The organism is Mucilaginibacter sp. 21P (assembly GCF_019331605.1).
Taxonomy (GTDB): Bacteria; Bacteroidota; Bacteroidia; order Sphingobacteriales; family Sphingobacteriaceae; genus Mucilaginibacter; species Mucilaginibacter achroorhodeus.
In genome coordinates, this window is sequence record NZ_CP063061.1 from 386941 (window position 1) to 405153 (window position 18213).

Genomic DNA, 18213 nt, shown 5'->3' on the forward strand with positions numbered 1-18213 from the left:
TACGTGGTCTTTTATATCTTATCAATAATGGGCTGCTGTTGCCACCAACAACTTCTTTGTATATATTTAGCTCATTATCCTTATCGATATCGCAATGAAAAAAGGCCTGCTACTTACCCTAATTACTACCGCCGCTATGGCTGCACAAGCTCAAGTAAAATTCGATCCGCCAAAAACAAAATCCAAACCCGTTGTTGATACCCTGCATGGGGTCCAGCTTACCGATTACTATCGTTGGCTGGAGGATAAGAAAGACCCTGATGTAATTGAGTGGACCAAAAAGCAGCACGACTATGGTGTTGAGTATCTGAACAAGACCCAAAAAACACACCCTGATCTTAAAGCCGGCATCTCGGCATACCTGAACATGGATTACGAAGGTCCGCTTAATAATGTGGGCAAACGTGTTTTCCAAACGGTGAAAAAGAAAGGCGATAAGCAATATAAAACCTACACCATTATTGATGGTAAAAAGATATTGATATGGGATCCGGTAACGCTCGATCCTGATGGAAAGATATCTACCAGTGGCATTTCTTATACCTACGATGGCGAACGCGCTGCCATAAGCGCCCAAAAAAGCGGTGCCGAAGTAAACACAGTTTATTTTATTGATACCCGCACCGGCAAACAGATCCACGAACCATTGACCGGCACCAGCGGTTTTCAATGGTGTAAAGATCAGCAGCATGCCTATGTAACCCTGCGCACGCAGGAGGATGTGGATAAGCAGCGTCCGCTTAAAACTTACTACATAAAGGTTGGCGACCCTATTGAAAAGGCAACATTTGTAGGCACAACGGCCGATGCCAAGAACAGTTTCTTTATTTATGATAACCGCTACAGTGACGTAACTTTTAGCGGCGAGGGCGATTTTTACTCAAACAGTTTAAAGATGCGCCCGACCGGCAGCCTTAAAGATGGCAAGCTGATCTATAACAGTAAAAAATTCCAGGCCTACCCGGAAGCCATTGGCGATAAGCTTTATATCAAAACCAACGATAATGCGCCGAACAGCCGCTTAATGGTGGCTGATAAGCTTCATCCTAATTATAAGAACTGGAAAGTGCTTATCCCGGAGAGCAGCACCGTAATGGAAGATTTTGTGGTAACCAAAGGCAATAACATTATTGTACAGGATAAGAAGGACATACAAAGCCGCCTCACCATTTACGACATTAAAGGGAAGAAGCTTCGCCCGGTACCATTGCCGGAGGAAGGCAGCATTGGCAGCATGAGTTATGACCGTGAAGAGGATAAGCTTTACATTTCGCTGGTTACCTTCACCTCTACCCCAAAAACCTACGTTTGCTCGCCAAAGGATTATAAGTGGAAGCTGTTTTACCAGCGCCAACTACCGGTTGATATGAGCGACATTACCGGTGAGATCAAATTCTACACTTCCAAAGATGGCAGCCGTGTACCGGTATTTGTGGTGCACCGTAAGGACATCAAGATGGACGGCAAAAACCCGGTGTTGTTGACAGCCTATGGTGGTTTCCAGTCGGGCATTAAGCCGGGGTATCATGGTTTTTATGCGCCGTTCATCAAAGCCGGTGGTGTAGTTGTACAGCCCGGCATCCGTGGTGGCGACGAGTTTGGCGAAAAATGGCACCTGGATGGGATGCTGGCCAAAAAGCAAAACAGCTTTGACGATTTCTATGCCTGCGCAGAGTGGTTGATAAAAGAAAAATACACTACTGAAAGTAAGATTGTAGCCCTTGGTGGCAGCAACGGCGGCTTATTAATGGGTGCCGCTGCAACCCAACGCCCCGATCTGTTTAAAGCTATTGTATGTGAAGTACCATTGCTGGATATGCTGCGTTACCACAAATTCCTTATAGCACGTTACTGGATACCCGAGTATGGTTCATCAGAAGATGCAGAGCAGTTCCGCTGGTTGCTGCGTTACTCACCTTACCAAAACATCCGCATGGGTGTAAACGTGCCACCGATGCTGGTAACCGCCGGTGCCAACGATACCCGCGTGGACCCGATGAACGCCAAAAAGTTTGTAGCGGCATTGCAGAAAAACCCCGGCCAAACCAGCCCTATCATCCTCCACATGGATTTTGACAGCGGCCACGGCAGCGGCCAAAGCACCCAGCAATCCATAGATAACTGGACATTTATTTTTGAGTATGTAATGAACCAGTTAGCGATGTAAAAAACTGTGTCATTGCGAGGAACATAGCGACGCGGCAATCTCATCGCGTTTGCTTACAAGCGACGAGATTGCCACGCATCGCTCGCAATGACATATTTATAAAACGGCTCTGTATTGTTCGTAGATTGCCCCCTCACTGGTCGAAGTTTCCAACTTCGACCTAAAATGACGTAAGCTGGAAGCTTACCCAAGCAGGGTACTTGCTTGTTTCGGGGCCAGGTTACCCTGCGACAAACCTGAATCGGTTCATTCTTTTACCTCTTCATCATCGCCAGCACATCTTCCTCAGTACCCTCAAAAGGGCCGGAGGTTTCTATTTTTAAACCCGCCATGGCGGCGGCAAATTCGCCTGCTTGTTGTATATCGATGCCTTTAACGCGTTTGTAGAGGTAGCCTGCCATGTAAGTATCGCCGCAACCGGTAGCATCTACTACTTCGGTAGGTTTGTAGGCCGGTATGGTGTAAAAAATATTATCGTTAAGGATAACGGAGCCCATGCTGCCCAGCGTTACCACTACTTCTTTAACGCCCCATTCTGCTAATACTTTAGCACCTTCTTTAATATCACTGTGGCCGGTAAGTACTTCCAGTTCGTGCTCGTTTACTTTTAGTATGTCTACATATTGCAGTGCTTCGCGTTTATCGGCCCAGTCAATGGCGTGTACCTGTTGGTTCACCACCTCGCGCAGGTAACCCTGGGCATCAACAGAAACATTACCCCGCTGAAATAATGACTTGATAAAGTCGGTCGACATATCATCTGCCAACAACGCGCCCAAGTGGAAGATCACGGCTTCGGTATCCTGCAGGTCTTGGGTGGTGAACGCATCTGCCTTTTGCAAAACCCGCTGCGTACGGTTATCCTGATTATCGCCGTAAATATTTTCAAAATATACGCTATTCGCGCTCGGAACAGCTTTTACCTCGATGCCCTTATCAGTAAGCTTTTTTACGCTTGGCAATTCACTTTCGGCAACGGCGGTAACCAATTTGTATTTCACATCCATGTTGCGGATGGCATTGGAGAAATAAAAAGCAGTTCCTCCGGCCATGTGCTTCTCGGCCCTGGGGGTAACAACTTTATCGAGGGTGATATGCCCAATACAACAGATATCGTACAACATTAAAAGGATATGAATTAAATGTTACGCGGGGATACAAATGTAGCATTAAGTAGAATATTTACAATTGGTGTTTTAAACCGGCAATAAATATTGACAAAAAGCTACCGGTAAACCATAAACCTTTACAATACAAACAGTTAATATCTATAGAAAATCTTTATATCAAATAGATATTTCCAATGCGTACCCAACAGCTCAAAAAAGTATCTTTGTTGCAGTAATTTTAATAATACATCCATTATGTTAACGATAGGACAAAAATTTCCTGCTTTTAGTAAAACTGCCGTTGTTTCTTTAGAGAAAGGTAAAGAGTTTGAAACCATTACATCAGACTACCTTACGAATGATGATAACGTTTGGACAGTAATGTTCTGGTGGCCAAAAGATTTCACTTTTGTATGCCCTACAGAGATTGCTGAGTTCAACAAAAACTTCGGCGAGTTCCGCGACCGCGAGACCCGTTTGATCGGCGCTTCTACCGACAGCGAGTTTGTTCATGCTGCCTGGAGAACCCACCACGATGATCTTCGCGACCTTAAATTCCCGATGCTTGCCGATACTTCAAAATCATTGGCAGAAGACCTGGGCATTTTAGAGCCAAACGAAAAGATCGCTTACCGCGCTACTTTCATCATCGACCCACAAGGTATTATCCGTTGGGTATCAGTTAACGACCTTAATGTTGGCCGTAATGTTAAAGAAGTATTACGCGTGTTAGACGGTTTACAAACAGACGAGCTTTGCCCTTGCAACTGGGAAAAAGGCCAGGAAACTCTAACTGCATAATTATATAAATAAGTAATTATCTGATGTGCAAATTTCAGATGTGCAGATGTGCAAGTTAGTACCATCTGAGCATCCGGAGTTTGCACATTTTTATATCTACATACCATGAGCGAAAGCACCGAATTGATACAGGAAATATTAGGCAGCATTGGCCAACCGGCAGATTACCGTACGGATGCGCTGCAACTTTTAGAAACAGGCGAAAGCCGTTACCTGCGCGATTTTAAACTTAACTTCAGCAGCACACTTACATCAGAGCACGTAAGCGCTAAAGAATGCGCCCTGCTTGGTTTAAGCACCGCGGTTAACAACCAGAACAAACCGCTTATACAGTATTATACTACGGTTGCCAAACAAAACGAAGCAACCGATGCCGAAGTTGCCGAGGCTGTTGGCTGTGCATCTTTACTGGCATCAAACAACATTTTCTACCGTTTCAGGCATTTTACTCAAAAAGAAAAATATTCTCAGATACCGGCACGTATCCGCATGCAATTAATGATGAAGCCGGTGACCGGTAAAGAATTTTTTGAGCTGATGAGCCTTGCCATATCTGCAGTAAATGGCTGCGAGATGTGTGTAAACGCACATGAAGACTCGCTTATAAAATTAGGCACAACCGAAGAACGTATCTTTGATGCCGTAAGAATTGCATCATTGGTAACAGCTACGGGGAAAGTAATTTTCTAAATAATAAAAAATGTGCAAAACTATTAGCTGCACTTATTTGGCATTGTCAACAAAAAAGGCTTAATTTTAAGCCTTTAAGATAGTAATCTCCCAATGTTATACTGCTTTGTAGTAAACTTATAAAGGCAGTAGCCTCAAAGGGTTAATACAAAATTTAATTGTTGATTTTTTGGAAAAGAAGCCGTTCTGTTGAAAAACAGAACGGCTTTGTTTTTATTAGTGTGCATCTGTAACGGCTTTCAGTTTTTTGAAAGGCTGCAGGTACAATAAAGGTATTGAGAAAAGCATGATCAAACCTGATACCCAATAAGCATCATCGTAAGTAAGCAACATTGTTTGCCTTACAACCGCACCCTCAATGGCTGCATATGCCATATGGGTAGCATCAAGCATCGATTTGCCTTTTGCCATAAACCCATGCATCAGCAAATTAAAACGCTCTGTATAAGCCGGATTGTAAGGGTTGATGTTGGTGATAAGGTTTGAGCGGTGAAGGCCCTGCCTGATGTGTATTAAGGTTGTTAAAGCCGCAATACCGAATGAACCACCTAACTGCCTCATCATGTTATTTAAGCCGGATCCCTGGCCTATCTCCGGCCCTTTAAGGTCGGCCATAGCCAATGTGGTTAACGGTACAAATAACAGTGCCATACCCACACCGCGGATAAGCAAAGGTACCAGCACATCGTTCTCGCCGGTTGCCAGGGTAGAGTTGCTCAGCATCCACGTAAACACAAAGAACAGGAACATACCACCGGTAGCCAAAAATTGAGCCGGCACACCTTTATTTAGCATTTTACCTATAAACGGCATCATGGCAATGGTACATAAACCACCGGGAAATAAAAGCTCGCCGGTTTGCTGGGCGTTAAAGCCTAACAGGTTTTGACAGAACACCGGGAACACGAAGACCGAGCCGTACAAACCAAAACCAAGTATAAACGACGTAAACATCCCCACCGAAAAACTTCGGTGCCGCATAATGCTGAAGTTCACGATCGGGTGATCGGTGCTCAGCTCTCTCCATATAAACAATATAAAGCCCAGCACCGCAGCTACTGTTAACACAATGATGTATGTTTTAGCAAACCAGTCTTCAGATTCTCCTTTTTCAAGGATGGTTTGCAAACTGCCTACAGCTACAGCCAGCAGGATAATACCCCACCAGTCGATAGGTTTCTTGGCTTCTTTAGGCGTCTCATTAATATATGTATACGTAAGGAAGGCAGCCAGTGCACCAACAGGAAGGTTCACATAAAATATCCATGGCCATGAGTAATTCTCTGTTATCCAGCCGCCGATGGTTGGGCCCACTGTTGGGCCTACCACCGCACCTAAACCGAATAACGCCGTAGCCGTACCGATCTGTTCACGCGGCCAGGTTTCAAGCAGGATGGTTTGGCCCGTTGAGATCAAACCACCACCTGCAACACCCTGCAGGATCCTGAACAGCACCAGCTCATCAAGAGATGTGGCGTTACCACACAGGAACGAGGCAATAGTAAATATGATGATAGATGTAAGGAAGTAGTTTTTACGGCCGAAACGCCCGCCCAACCAGCCCGACATAGGCAGGATGATAACGTTTGCAACGGCATAACCGGTAACCACCCATGCAATATCCTCAAGGGTTGCACCAAGGTTACCTTGTATGTGTGGTATAGCTACGTTTACAATGGTCGTGTCAATCAGCTCCAGGAGCGATGCCATGATCACCGTAATGGTAATTATCCACTTTTTAAAGCCAGTTTCAGCCATTTTATTAGTCTTTTATTATTACAGAAACATCTACGCTCATACCAGGGCGTAATTTTGCGATATCTTCTTTGCTACCGCTTAGTTTAATTTTTACCGGGATACGTTGTACTACTTTAACAAAGTTACCTGTAGCGTTATCTGGTGGCAGCAATGAGAATTTAGCACCTGTTGCAGGCGAAAAATTGTATACCTGTCCATCAATTTTAAGATCAGGATAAGCATCAACTTTAACATCTACCTTTTGGCCGTTACGGATGTGCTCTAACTGCGTTTCTTTAAAGTTTGCAGTAATGTATAAGCTGTTATCGTTAACTACAGAGAACAAGGTTTGGCCTGCCTGTACCAACTGGCCAACCTGCACATTCTTTTTAGCAGCTAAACCACTTGCAGGCGATTTGATGTTGGTATAAGATAGTTGCAGTTTAGCAAAGTCAACCTCGGCCTGGCGTGCAGTAACACCTGTATTAGTTACCTTTAACTGGCTGCGGGTGGTGCCAACCTGTTGTTGTGCAGCTTTATATTGGTCAAGCGCTGCCTGGTAGTTAGCTTGTGCTACCTGCAGGTCGGCTTTGGCCTGGTCAAATTGCTGGCGGGTTACAGAACCGTCTTGAACCAGATTAGCATAACGGGCATAATCTTTACGTACTTTTTCTAAACGTGCCTTTGCAGATTCTGCCTCTGCTTTTGCACTTGCCGAGTTAGCAGCAGTGCTATAGATCTGAGATTGGCCTACGTTGATACCGGCGCTTGCACCTTGTTGTGCAGCTATCGCCTGCTCAACCTTCACTTTATAATCGCGGTCGTCAATTTTTACCAATAACTGGTCTTTTTTAACATGCGTATTTTCTTCAAAAAAGATAGAATCAACGTAACCGCCAACACGTGCTACAACCGGGCTAATGTCGCCATCTATCTGGGCATCGTCCGTATCAACGTGTTTGCTGAAGTATATATATTCTTTTATACCAAAAATAACACCGCCAATAAGTATGATCCCTAAAATGATGGGGATAACTTTATTCGGTTTCTTTTTAGTTTCGGTTTCCTGAGTTGCCATTGTGTTGTGTATTATTTGTTAAGTTTTCCTGTTGATTTTAATAATGTATAGTAAGCAAGGCCGGCATCGGCTTTTGCCAGTTCCAGGTTTATCTCTGCCTGGTAAAGTAAGGTTTGCGCATCAGCACGATCAATTGATGACGATATGTTGCTGCGGTATTTATTTTCGAGGATGCGGTTGTTCTCCTGCGCCTGGTTGATAGAGGTTTGTAATAAATTGATCTTATCAACCGCTGTTTTGTAATTCTGGTAATTCTGGTTTACCTCATTACGGATGTTGTCGCTATCGATACTTTTATTGATCGTAACTTCCTCACGTTCTAATTTGGCTTGCTTTACTTTGTTCTTATTGGTCCAAAGGGCGCCAAAATCCCACCCAAGCGTTAACCCTAATGATATAGGCGTAATAAAATTGCCGCTTTTAGGGATAGGGTTGCCTGATATGCCTACATAATAAGCGCTGCCTGATGCAGATAAACTTGGTGACAAATTAGCCTGGATGCTTTTTACATTGTAATCGGCAACCTTAGCTCTCACGTCAGCCTGCCTTAGCTCCGGGCGATTAGCCATTGCGGTGTCCAGGTAATTGGCAAGCGGCGCTACATCCCTTGTACTGTTATCTATCTGGGCAATGTTAAGCTCGGTAGTTTCAGGTAAACCAAGCAAAATATTCATGTTGTAGTTGATGATCTTGCGGTTGTTTTCCAGGTCGATACCGTTCAGCTGGATATTTGAGCGCTGTAATTGAAAACGCAGCACATCGTTCTTGGTAACCAGGCCCTGGTCAAAAAAGCGCTGGGCTTGTTTTATCTGTGCATCAATGGTAGCCAAATTCTGGTCAACCACTTTTTTGCTTTGCAGCACCTTGTACAGGTTATAGTAAGCACTGATAACTGCGTAAGCGATCTGGTCTTTGTCGTTCTCAGCATCAAGACGTGCTACCTGTGTTAACAACTCTGTGCTTTTTTGAGCATACCTTAATTTACCACCAGCCCAAATAGTTTGGTTCAATGATAGTGTACCTAACCATGCATTGGCGCTGGTTGGCAGGGTAAGGTTCTCTTCGCCAAGCTTTAAGTTGTTGGCAGGTATTTGTGCGCGGTTGTAACCAAAGCTGGCCTTACCGGTAGGCAACGCACGATCTTTAGCCTGCTCATACTGTGATACGGCCTGGTCTATACGTGATTGCGACAACTTAAGCACCTTGCTGTTTTGGATGCCAAGTTTAAGGGCCTCATCTAACGTAATGGCCCTGTCTTGCGCAAATGCGGTTGTGGCAGCCAACGTAGCCAGCATAAGCAGGGCAAAACGTGCGGCAGCCTTTAGCGCACTGCTAAATAAAGGTTTCGGAGATATGTTATTTGTTGTCATTTTCATTCATTAAATAAGCTTTAAGGAGGGTTTTCATGTAGTTTTTCAATCTTGGTTTTAGTTTATCTTCCTGCATTTTGGTATCCATTACATCATAACCCAATATGGCCGATGAGATATGCGGCGTGTTCACGATGTAGTTTTTGGTACCAAACATGGTAGCTATCAGCAATTCCTGGTCGGCATCTTTACTAAAGGCGCCTGTTTTAATGCCATCTTCAATAATGTCTTTGAAAACATGAACATTTCTCATGATGATGGTTGTAATTTTATCTGTAAGCTCGGTCTTTTTAGACTTCGATACTTCGCGGTTAAGCATAATGTGGAAACAGTTATTGTTGATCACTTTATCTAAATACTTGTCAACAAACTGGGATAACCTGGCCCATGGGTCAAGGCCGCTATCATTACTTATTCCTAAAAGGGTACTTTGAAAAGCTGATATCCTGCGCTCGAAAATGGCCAGGAAAACACCCTCTTTAGAGCCAAAATAATAGTTAAGCATAGCCATGTTTACACCAGCCTCGCCGGATATCATACGGGTTGATGCGCCATCGTATCCCTGCTCAGCAAAAACACGCTCGGCAACGTCAAGTATGTGGTCTTTTTTATCTATCTTCTCTTTTTCCATTTTCCTTTGTCCCGCACAAAATTAATCAAGCGATTGATTAATGTCGTCATCTTTTTGTCATACGTGCATAATGCACTGATTAACAGACATAAAAAATTAATCGATTGATTAAATAGTACAGTGTAAGATGTACACAGGGGCAGGGTTTCAGAAAGCAATTATTGAACCAAAATCCGGATAAACAAAAAGCCGCATCGCGCGGCTTTTTGTATCAGAGCTTATTCCAATAACACAACTGATATTACTATATTAAAACTTACTTGCACTATAAGTTTGCTATAGCCTATTATAATAAGGTTTAGATAGTTCAAATCTAAAGCAGCAGATCGGTTAAAAACCACGTAAAAACACGTGATTTTCATTTTGTTTGTTTGAACATTGTTTACAGCCACTAAACATCGAAGTATTGAAAATTGAATGTGCTGACATTTTCCCGTCAGCGTTCACGGTGTTCACGAGTGTTCATGGCGTGAACGTGAACACCTCTTATAAGCGGCTATCAGTAAGTGTATATTAAAAAAGTAAGCCATAGTAAGGGCATACTAAGCCAAAGTAGAGCCGCAAACAATATAAACCGGTTTGCGGTTACTTATATAACACCCACACAAAATCAACTTTATGAAAAAACTAACCACTTTGGCAGCACTGGTGGGTGCACTGCTATTAACCAACTGTAGTAAAGACAAGCCGTCAACAGGAAACCAACCCACTACCCCGGCAACGTTAACCGACCGTGTATTAACTGAAAACCTCACCCTGCCCTGGGAAATACTCTGGGGGCCTGATAACCAGCTTTGGATAACCGAGCGCAACGGCAAAATAAGCCGGATAGATCCTGCTACCGGGAGAGCAACAGCATTGCTTACCATAAGCGAGGTGGTTTCCCGCGGTGAGGGCGGCTTATTGGGAATGGTGTTGCACCCTGATTTTGCCACCACGCCGGAAGTATTTGTAGCCTATAACTACCTTAACGGCAACAACTATCTTAAAAAGGTGGTTAAGTATACCTCCCGTAATAATGCTTTAAGCAACCCGGTTACGCTCATTAATAATATCCCTGCTAACAATACCCACAACGGAACCAGGCTGGCCATATCGCCAGACAGGAAACTGTACATCACCAGCGGCGATGCAGCAGACGCATCCAGGGCGCAGGATAAGAACAGCCTTGCGGGCAAAATACAACGCATCAACCTTGACGGCTCCATACCCGGCGACAATCCCATTGCCGGCAGTACGCTTTGGAGCTTTGGGCACCGCAATCCGCAAGGATTGGTATTTGTGGGCGATCGCCTTTACAGTTCCGAGCACGGCAACGCTACCGACGACGAAGTGAACATCATAGAAAAAGGACGCAATTTTGGCTGGCCCAATGTTGAGGGCTATTGCAATACCGCAAACGAGCAAACCTTCTGCGGCGCTAACAACGTTGCCCAGCCCATACAAGCCTGGACACCAACCATCGCGCCATCTGGCATCGATTACTATAATAACAATGCCATCCCCCAATGGAAAAACTCTTTACTACTGGCCGTACTTAAGGACAGTGAATTATTGCAACTGCAACTTAACGCCGCCGGTACCGATGTAGAAAAGGTGAATGCATTTTTAAAGGGCAAGTATGGCCGCATGCGTGATGTAGCTATTTCGCCTGAGGGAAAGGTTTATATCATCACCAGCAATGGGAATAATGACAAGGTCATCGAAGTGAGCGGGAAGTAAGCTGGCAGATTGAAAACGGGCAAAGTCTTATTTAGAATATATCCAAATAGTATTTGTACAAACCCCTGACTGTGAATAAAGTTTATAATTTGTAAATTCGCGGCTGTTGGCCCAGAACGGGTTACAACATCTTTTTACCTCATAAAGATCAATTTATTATGGCCTTTGATATAGACATGATCAAAAAGGTTTATGATCGCTACAGCACCCGTGTGGATGCTGCCCGCAAAGCGACCGGTAAACCTCTTACTTTAACCGAAAAAATATTATACGCCCACTTATCAGAGGGAGACGCTAAAAAAGCATTTGAACGCGGTACAGACTATGTAGATTTTGCACCAGACCGTGTTGCCATGCAGGATGCAACTGCACAAATGGCGCTTTTACAATTTATGCAGGCTGGTCGCCCGCAGGTTGCAGTACCTTCTACCGTACATTGCGATCACTTGATACAAGCAAAAGTAGGCGCTACTGCCGACTTAAATACAGCTGTTGATGTTAACCGCGAGGTTTACGATTTCCTTTCATCAGTATCAGATAAATACGGTATCGGTTTCTGGAAAGCCGGTGCAGGTATCATCCACCAGGTAGTGTTAGAGAACTACGCTTTCCCGGGTGGTATGATGATAGGTACCGATTCACACACACCTAACGCAGGTGGCTTGGGTATGGTTGCCATTGGTGTTGGCGGTGCCGATGCCTGTGACGTTATGGCCGGCCTACCTTGGGAGCTAAAATTCCCTAAACTGCTGGGTGTTAAGCTAACCGGTAAATTATCTGGCTGGTCATCAGCTAAAGACGTTATTCTGCGTGTTGCAGGTATCCTTACCGTAAAAGGTGGTACCGGTTTCATTGTTGAGTATTTTGGCGAAGGCGCACGTTCATTATCTGCTACAGGTAAAGCTACTATCTGTAACATGGGTGCCGAGATAGGTGCTACTACTTCTATCTTCGGTTACGATGAAAAAGCCGGTGTTTATTTGCGCGGCACCAAACGTGCTGACATTGCTGACCTTGCTGACGACATTGCCGAGCACTTAACAGGCGATGATGAGGTTTACGCTAACCCTGAGCAATACTTTGACCAGGTTATTGAAATTAACTTAGACGAGCTTGAACCGCATGTGAATGGCCCGTTCACTCCTGACTTGGCATGGCCTATCTCTAAATTTGCACAAGCGGTTAAAGAAAACAACTGGCCTGCAATTCTTGAGGTTGGTTTGATAGGTTCATGTACCAACTCATCTTATGAGGATATTACTCGCTCTGCATCAATTGCACAGCAGGCTGTAGATAAAAACCTGAAAACCAAAGCCGAGTTCACCATCACTCCGGGTTCAGAGCAGGTACGTTATACAGTTGATCGCGATGGTTACTTAGATACTTTCGCAAAAATGGGTGGCGTTGTATTGGCTAATGCTTGCGGACCATGTATCGGCCAGTGGGCACGTCATACTGATGATCCTACACGCAAAAACTCTATTATCACTTCGTTTAACCGTAACTTCGCTAAACGCCAGGATGGTAACCCTAATACCCACGCTTTCGTAGCATCACCGGAGATCGTTACAGCATTTGCTATTGCAGGTGACTTAACTTTTAACCCGCTTACTGATACCCTAACTAATGCCAACGGCGAACAAGTAAAACTTGACGAGCCACAAGGTATTGAAATGCCTATAAACGGTTATGCGGTTGAGGATGCCGGTTACCAGGCACCTGCCGAAGATGGCAGCCAGGTACAGGTTATTGTTAGTCCGGAGTCTTCCCGTCTGCAGTTGTTGGCACCATTCTCTCCTTGGGAAGGTACCGATCTTAGCGGCTTAAAGCTCCTTATTAAAGCTAAAGGTAAATGTACTACCGACCATATTTCTATGGCAGGCCCATGGTTAAAGTTCCGTGGTCACTTAGATAACATTTCAAACAACATGCTTATCGGTGCTATCAACTACTTTAACAACACTGCAGATAGCGTTAAAAACCAACTAACCGGCGAATACGGCCCGGTACCTGCTACCCAACGCGATTACAAAGCTGCCGGCATTGGTACTGTTGTAGTTGGTGACGAGAACTACGGTGAAGGTTCATCACGCGAGCACGCGGCGATGGAACCACGCCACCTGGGTGTACGTGTTATATTGGTAAAATCGTTTGCCCGTATCCACGAAACCAACCTTAAAAAACAAGGTATGTTGGGTATCACCTTTGCTGATTCTAACGATTACGATAAAATTCAGGAAGATGATATCTTCGATATTGTAGGCCTAACTTCTTTTGCCCCTGGTAAACAGCTTACCGTTGTATTACATCATTCAAATGGCACAACAGAAAGCTTCCAGGTAAACCACACTTACAATGCACAGCAAATTGAGTGGTTTAAAGCAGGTGGTGCGCTAAACATCATCCGTAAGCAAATGGCTTCATAATAAGTAAAAAGTCAAAATTAAAAATTCAAAAAGCCTTTCCGTTTGGAGAGGCTTTTTTTGTTGGCTGCTCACCAATCCCTATTCAAAGGAGAGGGTCTTAAACACCGCATCATTGCGAGGTACGAAGCTATGACGCTTTTAGTGTAAGATTTTCCTATCTTGGCTAAGCCATTAACACTCCCATGAAAACCCTTACCGCCGTTTCATTACTCATACTTTCAGCAACCACTCTCTTTGCCCAAACCAATAAAAAACTGGCGGTTGAGATAGCCGCCATTGGCAAGGCCGATCAGCAGTACCGGGTTGCTGCTATTGCCGAAGCTAAAAAGCATGGAACAGGCTCTGAACAAGACAAGGCTTTAATGGCAAAGCAGTCGGCGGCGGATGTGGCCAATCTGGCCAAGGTAGCGCGTATCATAACCGATTATGGCTATCCGGGCAAAACACTTGTAGGCCAAAACTTGAGCGATGTTGCCTTTAACGTTATACAGCATAATGATCTGGAGGCGCAGGAAAAATATCTTCCTGTAATTATTGAGGCTGCAGATAAAGGCGAACTTTCGCCGTCGCTGATACCTTTAATGGTAGATAGGGTGCGGATAACGCAGAACCAACCACAGGTTTACGGTACACAACTGCATGAGTCAAAAAAAGGCATATTTCAATTATACCCAATTAGTGATGAAGCTTTCGTGAACGACAGGCGCAAAAAAGCAGGGTTATCTTCCTTGCAATCTTATCTCAAAAAGTGGGGAATTGACTATAAACCTGTAAGCAGCACTGCAAATCTTAATCCACCTAACCTTTACTATAAGGTAACCGAGGAAGAGCTGCCGGCCATTGAACCTGTGGGAGGCAATAAAGCCATCTACAGTCAACTTGCTTATCCGGAGCAGGCTAAGGCCGCCAACATTAATGGCTTCGTAACAGTACAACTTACCGTTACCGGATCCGGTAGCACAAAAGATATTACGGTTGTAAAAGGCTTAGGGTACGGGTGCGACGAAGAAGCCGTGCGCGTACTTAAGGAAGCCAAATTTACTAACAAAGCTGGTGAGGACAGCGAGATCAGGATGAGGTTACCGTTTCCTTATAAAGGACAAGAATAATTTCTAAAATACAAACAAAGGCGATGATAACTCATCGCCTTTGTTACATGCCTCAAAGAGGTTGTTGGGTTACTCGAATCGCTCTTTCAAAAATTTACCGGTGTAGTTATCTTTTTTCTTGATCAGATCTTCGGGTACGCCTTCAAAAACTACGTTACCGCCGCGTTCGCCTCCTTCGGGGCCAATGTCGATAACCCAGTCGGCACATTTGATCACGTCCATGTTATGTTCAATCACCAGGATGGTGTTGCCATTTTCAATCAAGGCATCAAATGATTTCAGGAGCTTTTTGATATCTGCAAAATGCAAACCAGTAGTAGGTTCATCAAATATGAACATGGTTTTGTGGGTGTTGTTCCCCTTCACCAAAAAGCTTGCGAGTTTAATACGCTGTGCCTCACCTCCTGATAGTGTGTTAGATGATTGCCCCAACTGTACATAACCCAAACCTACATCAACCAGTGGCTTTATCTTAGCGAGTATTTTTGTTTCCTTGGCGAAGAACTCTACGGCTTCATCAATGGTCATATCCAATACTTCAGATACATTCTTATCATTATAAGTAATGTCCAGAATGTGCTGTTTAAAACGCTTGCCACCGCAGGCTTCGCAGGTAAGAAAGATATCGGCCATAAACTGCATCTCTATCTTCACCTCACCCTCGCCCTGGCAAACATCACAACGGCCGCCTTCAACGTTAAAAGAGAATGCCGAAGGCTTTAAACCCCCTGCCTTTGCTGCCGGCAGTGCAGCAAACAAATTGCGGATCTCATCCCACGCTTTAACATAGGTAACAGGGTTTGAGCGTGATGAACGACCGATAGGGTTTTGATCTACTAATTCAACCTGCTCAATTTTATTGTAATCACCTTCAATGCTGTCAAACGAACCGCTTTGGTCGCCGGTGTAATTACCTAATGTTTTTTGCAGTGCAGGCGCCAGAATACGTTTAACCAAACTGGTTTTACCCGAACCGGATACGCCGGTAACTACCGTAAGCACACCTAAAGGAAACTTAGCCGAGGCATGTTTTAAGTTATTCTCCCGCGCACCTTTTATCTCGATATAGTCGTGCCATTTACGGCGGCTTTTAGGGATGGCGATCTCCTCGCGACCACTAAGATATTTACCGGTAAGGCTATCATCATCAACAATGATCTGGTCATACGTACCGGTGAAGATGAGGTTACCTCCATGGGTCCCTGCTTCCGGGCCTATATCGATAATATGGTCGGCGGCTTTCATTATCTCTTCCTCGTGTTCTACCACCAACACCGTGTTACCTACATCGCGCAGCGAACGTAAAACGGAGATCAACCTTTCGGTATCGCGCGGGTGTAAGCCAATGCTTGGCTCATCCAATACGTAAACCGAACCAACCAGGCTACTACCTAACGAGGTTGCCAGGTTGATACGCTGTGATTCTCCGCCCGACAACGTGTTAGATAAGCGGTTCAACGTCAGATAGCTCAAACCCACATCGTTAAGGAAACGCAGGCGACTGGTTATCTCCATTAACAGGCGTTTACCAATTTTTTCTTCCGTTTCGTTAAGTTTCAGCGTACTAAAAAATTCAGAAGCGGTATCAAGCGGCATCAGCACCACATCGGTTATTGATCTGCCATCTATTTTCACATAAGAAGCATCCTTACGCAGTCGGCTACCTTTGCACTCGGGGCAGGTAGTTTTTCCGCGGTAGCGTGATAACAGAACACGGTACTGGATCTTGTAGGTCTGCTCCTCCATCTCTTTAAAAAAAGCATCCAGCCCGCGAAAGTACTGGTTACCTGTCCACAGTAAACGCTGCTCCTTTTCTGTTAGCTGATTATATTGGCGGTGTATCGGGAAGTCAAACTTAAGCGCATTTTTAACCAGCACATCGTTCCACTCGCGCATCTTTTCGCCGCGCCAAGGGGCAATCGCGCCTTCGTATACGGTCTTGCTTTTATCAGGTATAACCAGGTCCTCATCAATCCCTATCACCTTACCGTAACCTTCGCAACGTTTACAAGCACCATAAGGGTTGTTAAAGCTAAAGAAGTTTGGCGTAGGCTCTTCAAAACGCATCCCGTCAAGTTCAAAGCGGTCGCAGAAGAAACGTTCGGTTTCGGAAACCGCCTCTAAATCTCCACCTTCGGGAGAGGCTTGATTATAGCGAACATAACAATCACCTTTACCTTCAAAAAAGGCGGTTTGTACAGAGTCTGCCAAACGGCTGATCGTTTCGTCTTCCATGTTCTTGGTAACACGATCGATCACAATGCGCACGTGCTCATTATAACCGTCAGACTGTTCATGGTCTTCACTGGCTTTTTTCTTTTTCTTTTCCTTAACCTCCGTATCGGCAGCAATGCTTTCGTCCTCAAGCAGGCTTTCAATACGAGCTAACTTTCCGTCTAACTCTACCCGCACAAAACCTTTTTGCATCAGCACAGCCAGTTCCTCTTTAAGGCTTCGGTTATTGTGCGGATGCAACGGACATAGGATAGTCACCTGTGTTTCATCAGGCAAGGCGGAAATAAAATTCACTACATCGGTAACCGTATCGCGTTTTACCACCTCGCCTGATACGGGCGAAATGGTTTTACCTATACGAGAGAACAGTAATTTTAAATAATCGTATATCTCGGTTGATGTACCTACCGTAGAGCGCGGGTTGCTGGTGATCACTTTTTGCTCAATGGCAATTGCGGGCGCTATACCTTTTATATAGTCAACGTCGGGCTTGTTCATACGGCCCAAAAACTGGCGGGCATATGATGATAAGCTCTCCACGTAACGACGCTGACCTTCGGCGTAGAGCGTATCAAATGCCAATGACGATTTGCCGGAACCCGACATACCGGTTACCACCACCAGTTTATTTTTGGGTATGGCTACATCAAGGTTCTTAAGATTATGAACCCTTGCACCCTTTATGATTATATGTTTCTGCGGATCTTTATCTGCTTCTTTGATCATAATTTTTAGTTCGTAGTTGATGGTTGATAGATCATGGCAGAAATTTGCATGGTGCGTTAAACCTCAAAGAAAACATGTAGTCTAACAGATAGTTTTTGTTATGAACTATGATCTATCAACCATCAACTTTTTGAGACTGCAAAAATCCTAAAATTTTTAGCCTTTTGCAAATGAGTTTAGGTTTTGAATATGATTATTAAGCAGTTATTTAAACGCTTAATTAATGGTAAGCAAACAATATTTGGCAAAACGCAACTCTCCCTGCTAAAAAATATTTGCTTTTATTTTTTAAGATGATTATATTTGAGGATAGATTATTTGATTCACCCCCTAAAACGAACGCTATAGATAGAACTCTACTTTTATTAAGTTAATAACGAACGAGAATTTAATTTAGTTTATCAGTAGTAAT

Annotated in this window: 12 protein-coding genes; 6 read left to right on the plus strand and 6 right to left on the minus strand. The window is 44.3% G+C overall.

The genetic code is table 11. The features are described from left to right. Window positions 1–94: 94 nt before the first annotated feature. Window positions 95–2167, plus strand: coding sequence for a prolyl oligopeptidase family protein (locus INP83_RS01540; protein WP_219126047.1), 2073 nt, complete (start codon window positions 95–97; stop codon window positions 2165–2167). Window positions 2168–2421: 254 nt separating this feature from the next. Here INP83_RS01540 and INP83_RS01545 read toward each other — a convergent pair whose 3' ends face one another. Next, window positions 2422–3291, minus strand: a complete 870-nt coding sequence (locus tag INP83_RS01545; RefSeq protein WP_255563229.1) for a PfkB family carbohydrate kinase — start codon at window positions 3289–3291, stop codon at window positions 2422–2424. 240 nt (window positions 3292–3531) lie between these two features. On the opposite strand from INP83_RS01545, the gene INP83_RS01550 reads away from it, so the two are divergent. Then, window positions 3532–4077: a peroxiredoxin gene (locus tag INP83_RS01550; RefSeq protein WP_146273301.1), complete on the plus strand. Its 546-nt coding sequence runs from the start codon at window positions 3532–3534 to the stop codon at window positions 4075–4077. Window positions 4078–4182: 105 nt separating this feature from the next. After that, entirely contained in the window at window positions 4183–4767 is a 585-nt protein-coding gene (locus tag INP83_RS01555) for a carboxymuconolactone decarboxylase family protein (protein ID WP_219126048.1), read from the plus strand. A 216-nt stretch (window positions 4768–4983) separates the two neighbouring features. On the opposite strand, the gene INP83_RS01560 is transcribed toward INP83_RS01555, so the two are convergent. The 4 genes from INP83_RS01560 to INP83_RS01575 are packed head-to-tail and all read right to left on the minus strand — an operon-like array spanning window position 4984 to window position 9583. After that, window positions 4984–6525 carry a DHA2 family efflux MFS transporter permease subunit gene (locus INP83_RS01560; RefSeq protein ID WP_146273303.1) on the minus strand — a complete coding sequence of 514 codons (1542 nt, stop codon included), beginning with the start codon at window positions 6523–6525 and terminating at the stop codon, window positions 4984–4986. A gap of 4 nt (window positions 6526–6529) precedes the next feature. Further along, window positions 6530–7582, minus strand: a complete 1053-nt coding sequence (locus tag INP83_RS01565; RefSeq protein ID WP_146273304.1) for an HlyD family secretion protein — start codon at window positions 7580–7582, stop codon at window positions 6530–6532. A gap of 11 nt (window positions 7583–7593) precedes the next feature. Then, window positions 7594–8952: a TolC family protein gene (locus INP83_RS01570; protein WP_186458829.1), complete on the minus strand. Its 1359-nt coding sequence runs from the start codon at window positions 8950–8952 to the stop codon at window positions 7594–7596. Beyond that, the gene (locus INP83_RS01575; RefSeq protein ID WP_219126049.1) at window positions 8939–9583 is read right to left on the minus strand and encodes a TetR/AcrR family transcriptional regulator; all 645 of its coding nucleotides are present in this window, start codon (window positions 9581–9583) and stop codon (window positions 8939–8941) included. Before INP83_RS01575 ends, INP83_RS01570 begins: the two co-directional genes overlap by 14 nt. A 618-nt stretch (window positions 9584–10201) precedes the next feature. Here INP83_RS01575 and INP83_RS01580 point away from each other — a divergent pair. From INP83_RS01580 to INP83_RS01590, 3 genes are all read left to right on the plus strand, one after another. Next, window positions 10202–11305, plus strand: a complete 1104-nt coding sequence (locus tag INP83_RS01580) for a sorbosone dehydrogenase family protein (RefSeq protein WP_219126050.1) — start codon at window positions 10202–10204, stop codon at window positions 11303–11305. A gap of 158 nt (window positions 11306–11463) precedes the next feature. Beyond that, window positions 11464–13731, plus strand: coding sequence for an aconitate hydratase (locus INP83_RS01585; RefSeq protein WP_219126051.1), 2268 nt, complete (start codon window positions 11464–11466; stop codon window positions 13729–13731). A gap of 182 nt (window positions 13732–13913) precedes the next feature. Then, window positions 13914–14840: an energy transducer TonB gene (locus INP83_RS01590; RefSeq protein WP_219126052.1), complete on the plus strand. Its 927-nt coding sequence runs from the start codon at window positions 13914–13916 to the stop codon at window positions 14838–14840. A 69-nt stretch (window positions 14841–14909) separates the two neighbouring features. On the opposite strand, the gene uvrA is transcribed toward INP83_RS01590, so the two are convergent. Then, on the minus strand, window positions 14910–17801 hold the full coding sequence (gene uvrA / locus INP83_RS01595; RefSeq protein WP_219126053.1) for an excinuclease ABC subunit UvrA: 2892 nt from the start codon (window positions 17799–17801) through the stop codon (window positions 14910–14912). Window positions 17802–18213 lie beyond the last annotated feature (412 nt).

Excerpts from the sequence above, each read along its gene's own strand:
- INP83_RS01590 (WP_219126052.1), top strand. The coding sequence starts at position 13,914 with ATGAAAACCCTTACCGCCGTTTCATTACTCATACTTTCAGCAACCACT.
- INP83_RS01550 (WP_146273301.1), top strand. The coding sequence starts at position 3,532 with ATGTTAACGATAGGACAAAAATTTCCTGCTTTTAGTAAAACTGCCGTT.
- INP83_RS01545 (WP_255563229.1), bottom strand. The coding sequence starts at position 3,291 with ATGTTGTACGATATCTGTTGTATTGGGCATATCACCCTCGATAAAGTT.
- INP83_RS01570 (WP_186458829.1), bottom strand. The coding sequence starts at position 8,952 with ATGACAACAAATAACATATCTCCGAAACCTTTATTTAGCAGTGCGCTA.
- INP83_RS01565 (WP_146273304.1), bottom strand. The coding sequence starts at position 7,582 with ATGGCAACTCAGGAAACCGAAACTAAAAAGAAACCGAATAAAGTTATC.
- INP83_RS01560 (WP_146273303.1), bottom strand. The coding sequence starts at position 6,525 with ATGGCTGAAACTGGCTTTAAAAAGTGGATAATTACCATTACGGTGATC.
- INP83_RS01585 (WP_219126051.1), top strand. The coding sequence starts at position 11,464 with ATGGCCTTTGATATAGACATGATCAAAAAGGTTTATGATCGCTACAGC.
- uvrA (WP_219126053.1), bottom strand. The coding sequence starts at position 17,801 with ATGATCAAAGAAGCAGATAAAGATCCGCAGAAACATATAATCATAAAG.
- INP83_RS01575 (WP_219126049.1), bottom strand. The coding sequence starts at position 9,583 with ATGGAAAAAGAGAAGATAGATAAAAAAGACCACATACTTGACGTTGCC.
- INP83_RS01540 (WP_219126047.1), top strand. The coding sequence starts at position 95 with ATGAAAAAAGGCCTGCTACTTACCCTAATTACTACCGCCGCTATGGCT.
- INP83_RS01555 (WP_219126048.1), top strand. The coding sequence starts at position 4,183 with ATGAGCGAAAGCACCGAATTGATACAGGAAATATTAGGCAGCATTGGC.
- INP83_RS01580 (WP_219126050.1), top strand. The coding sequence starts at position 10,202 with ATGAAAAAACTAACCACTTTGGCAGCACTGGTGGGTGCACTGCTATTA.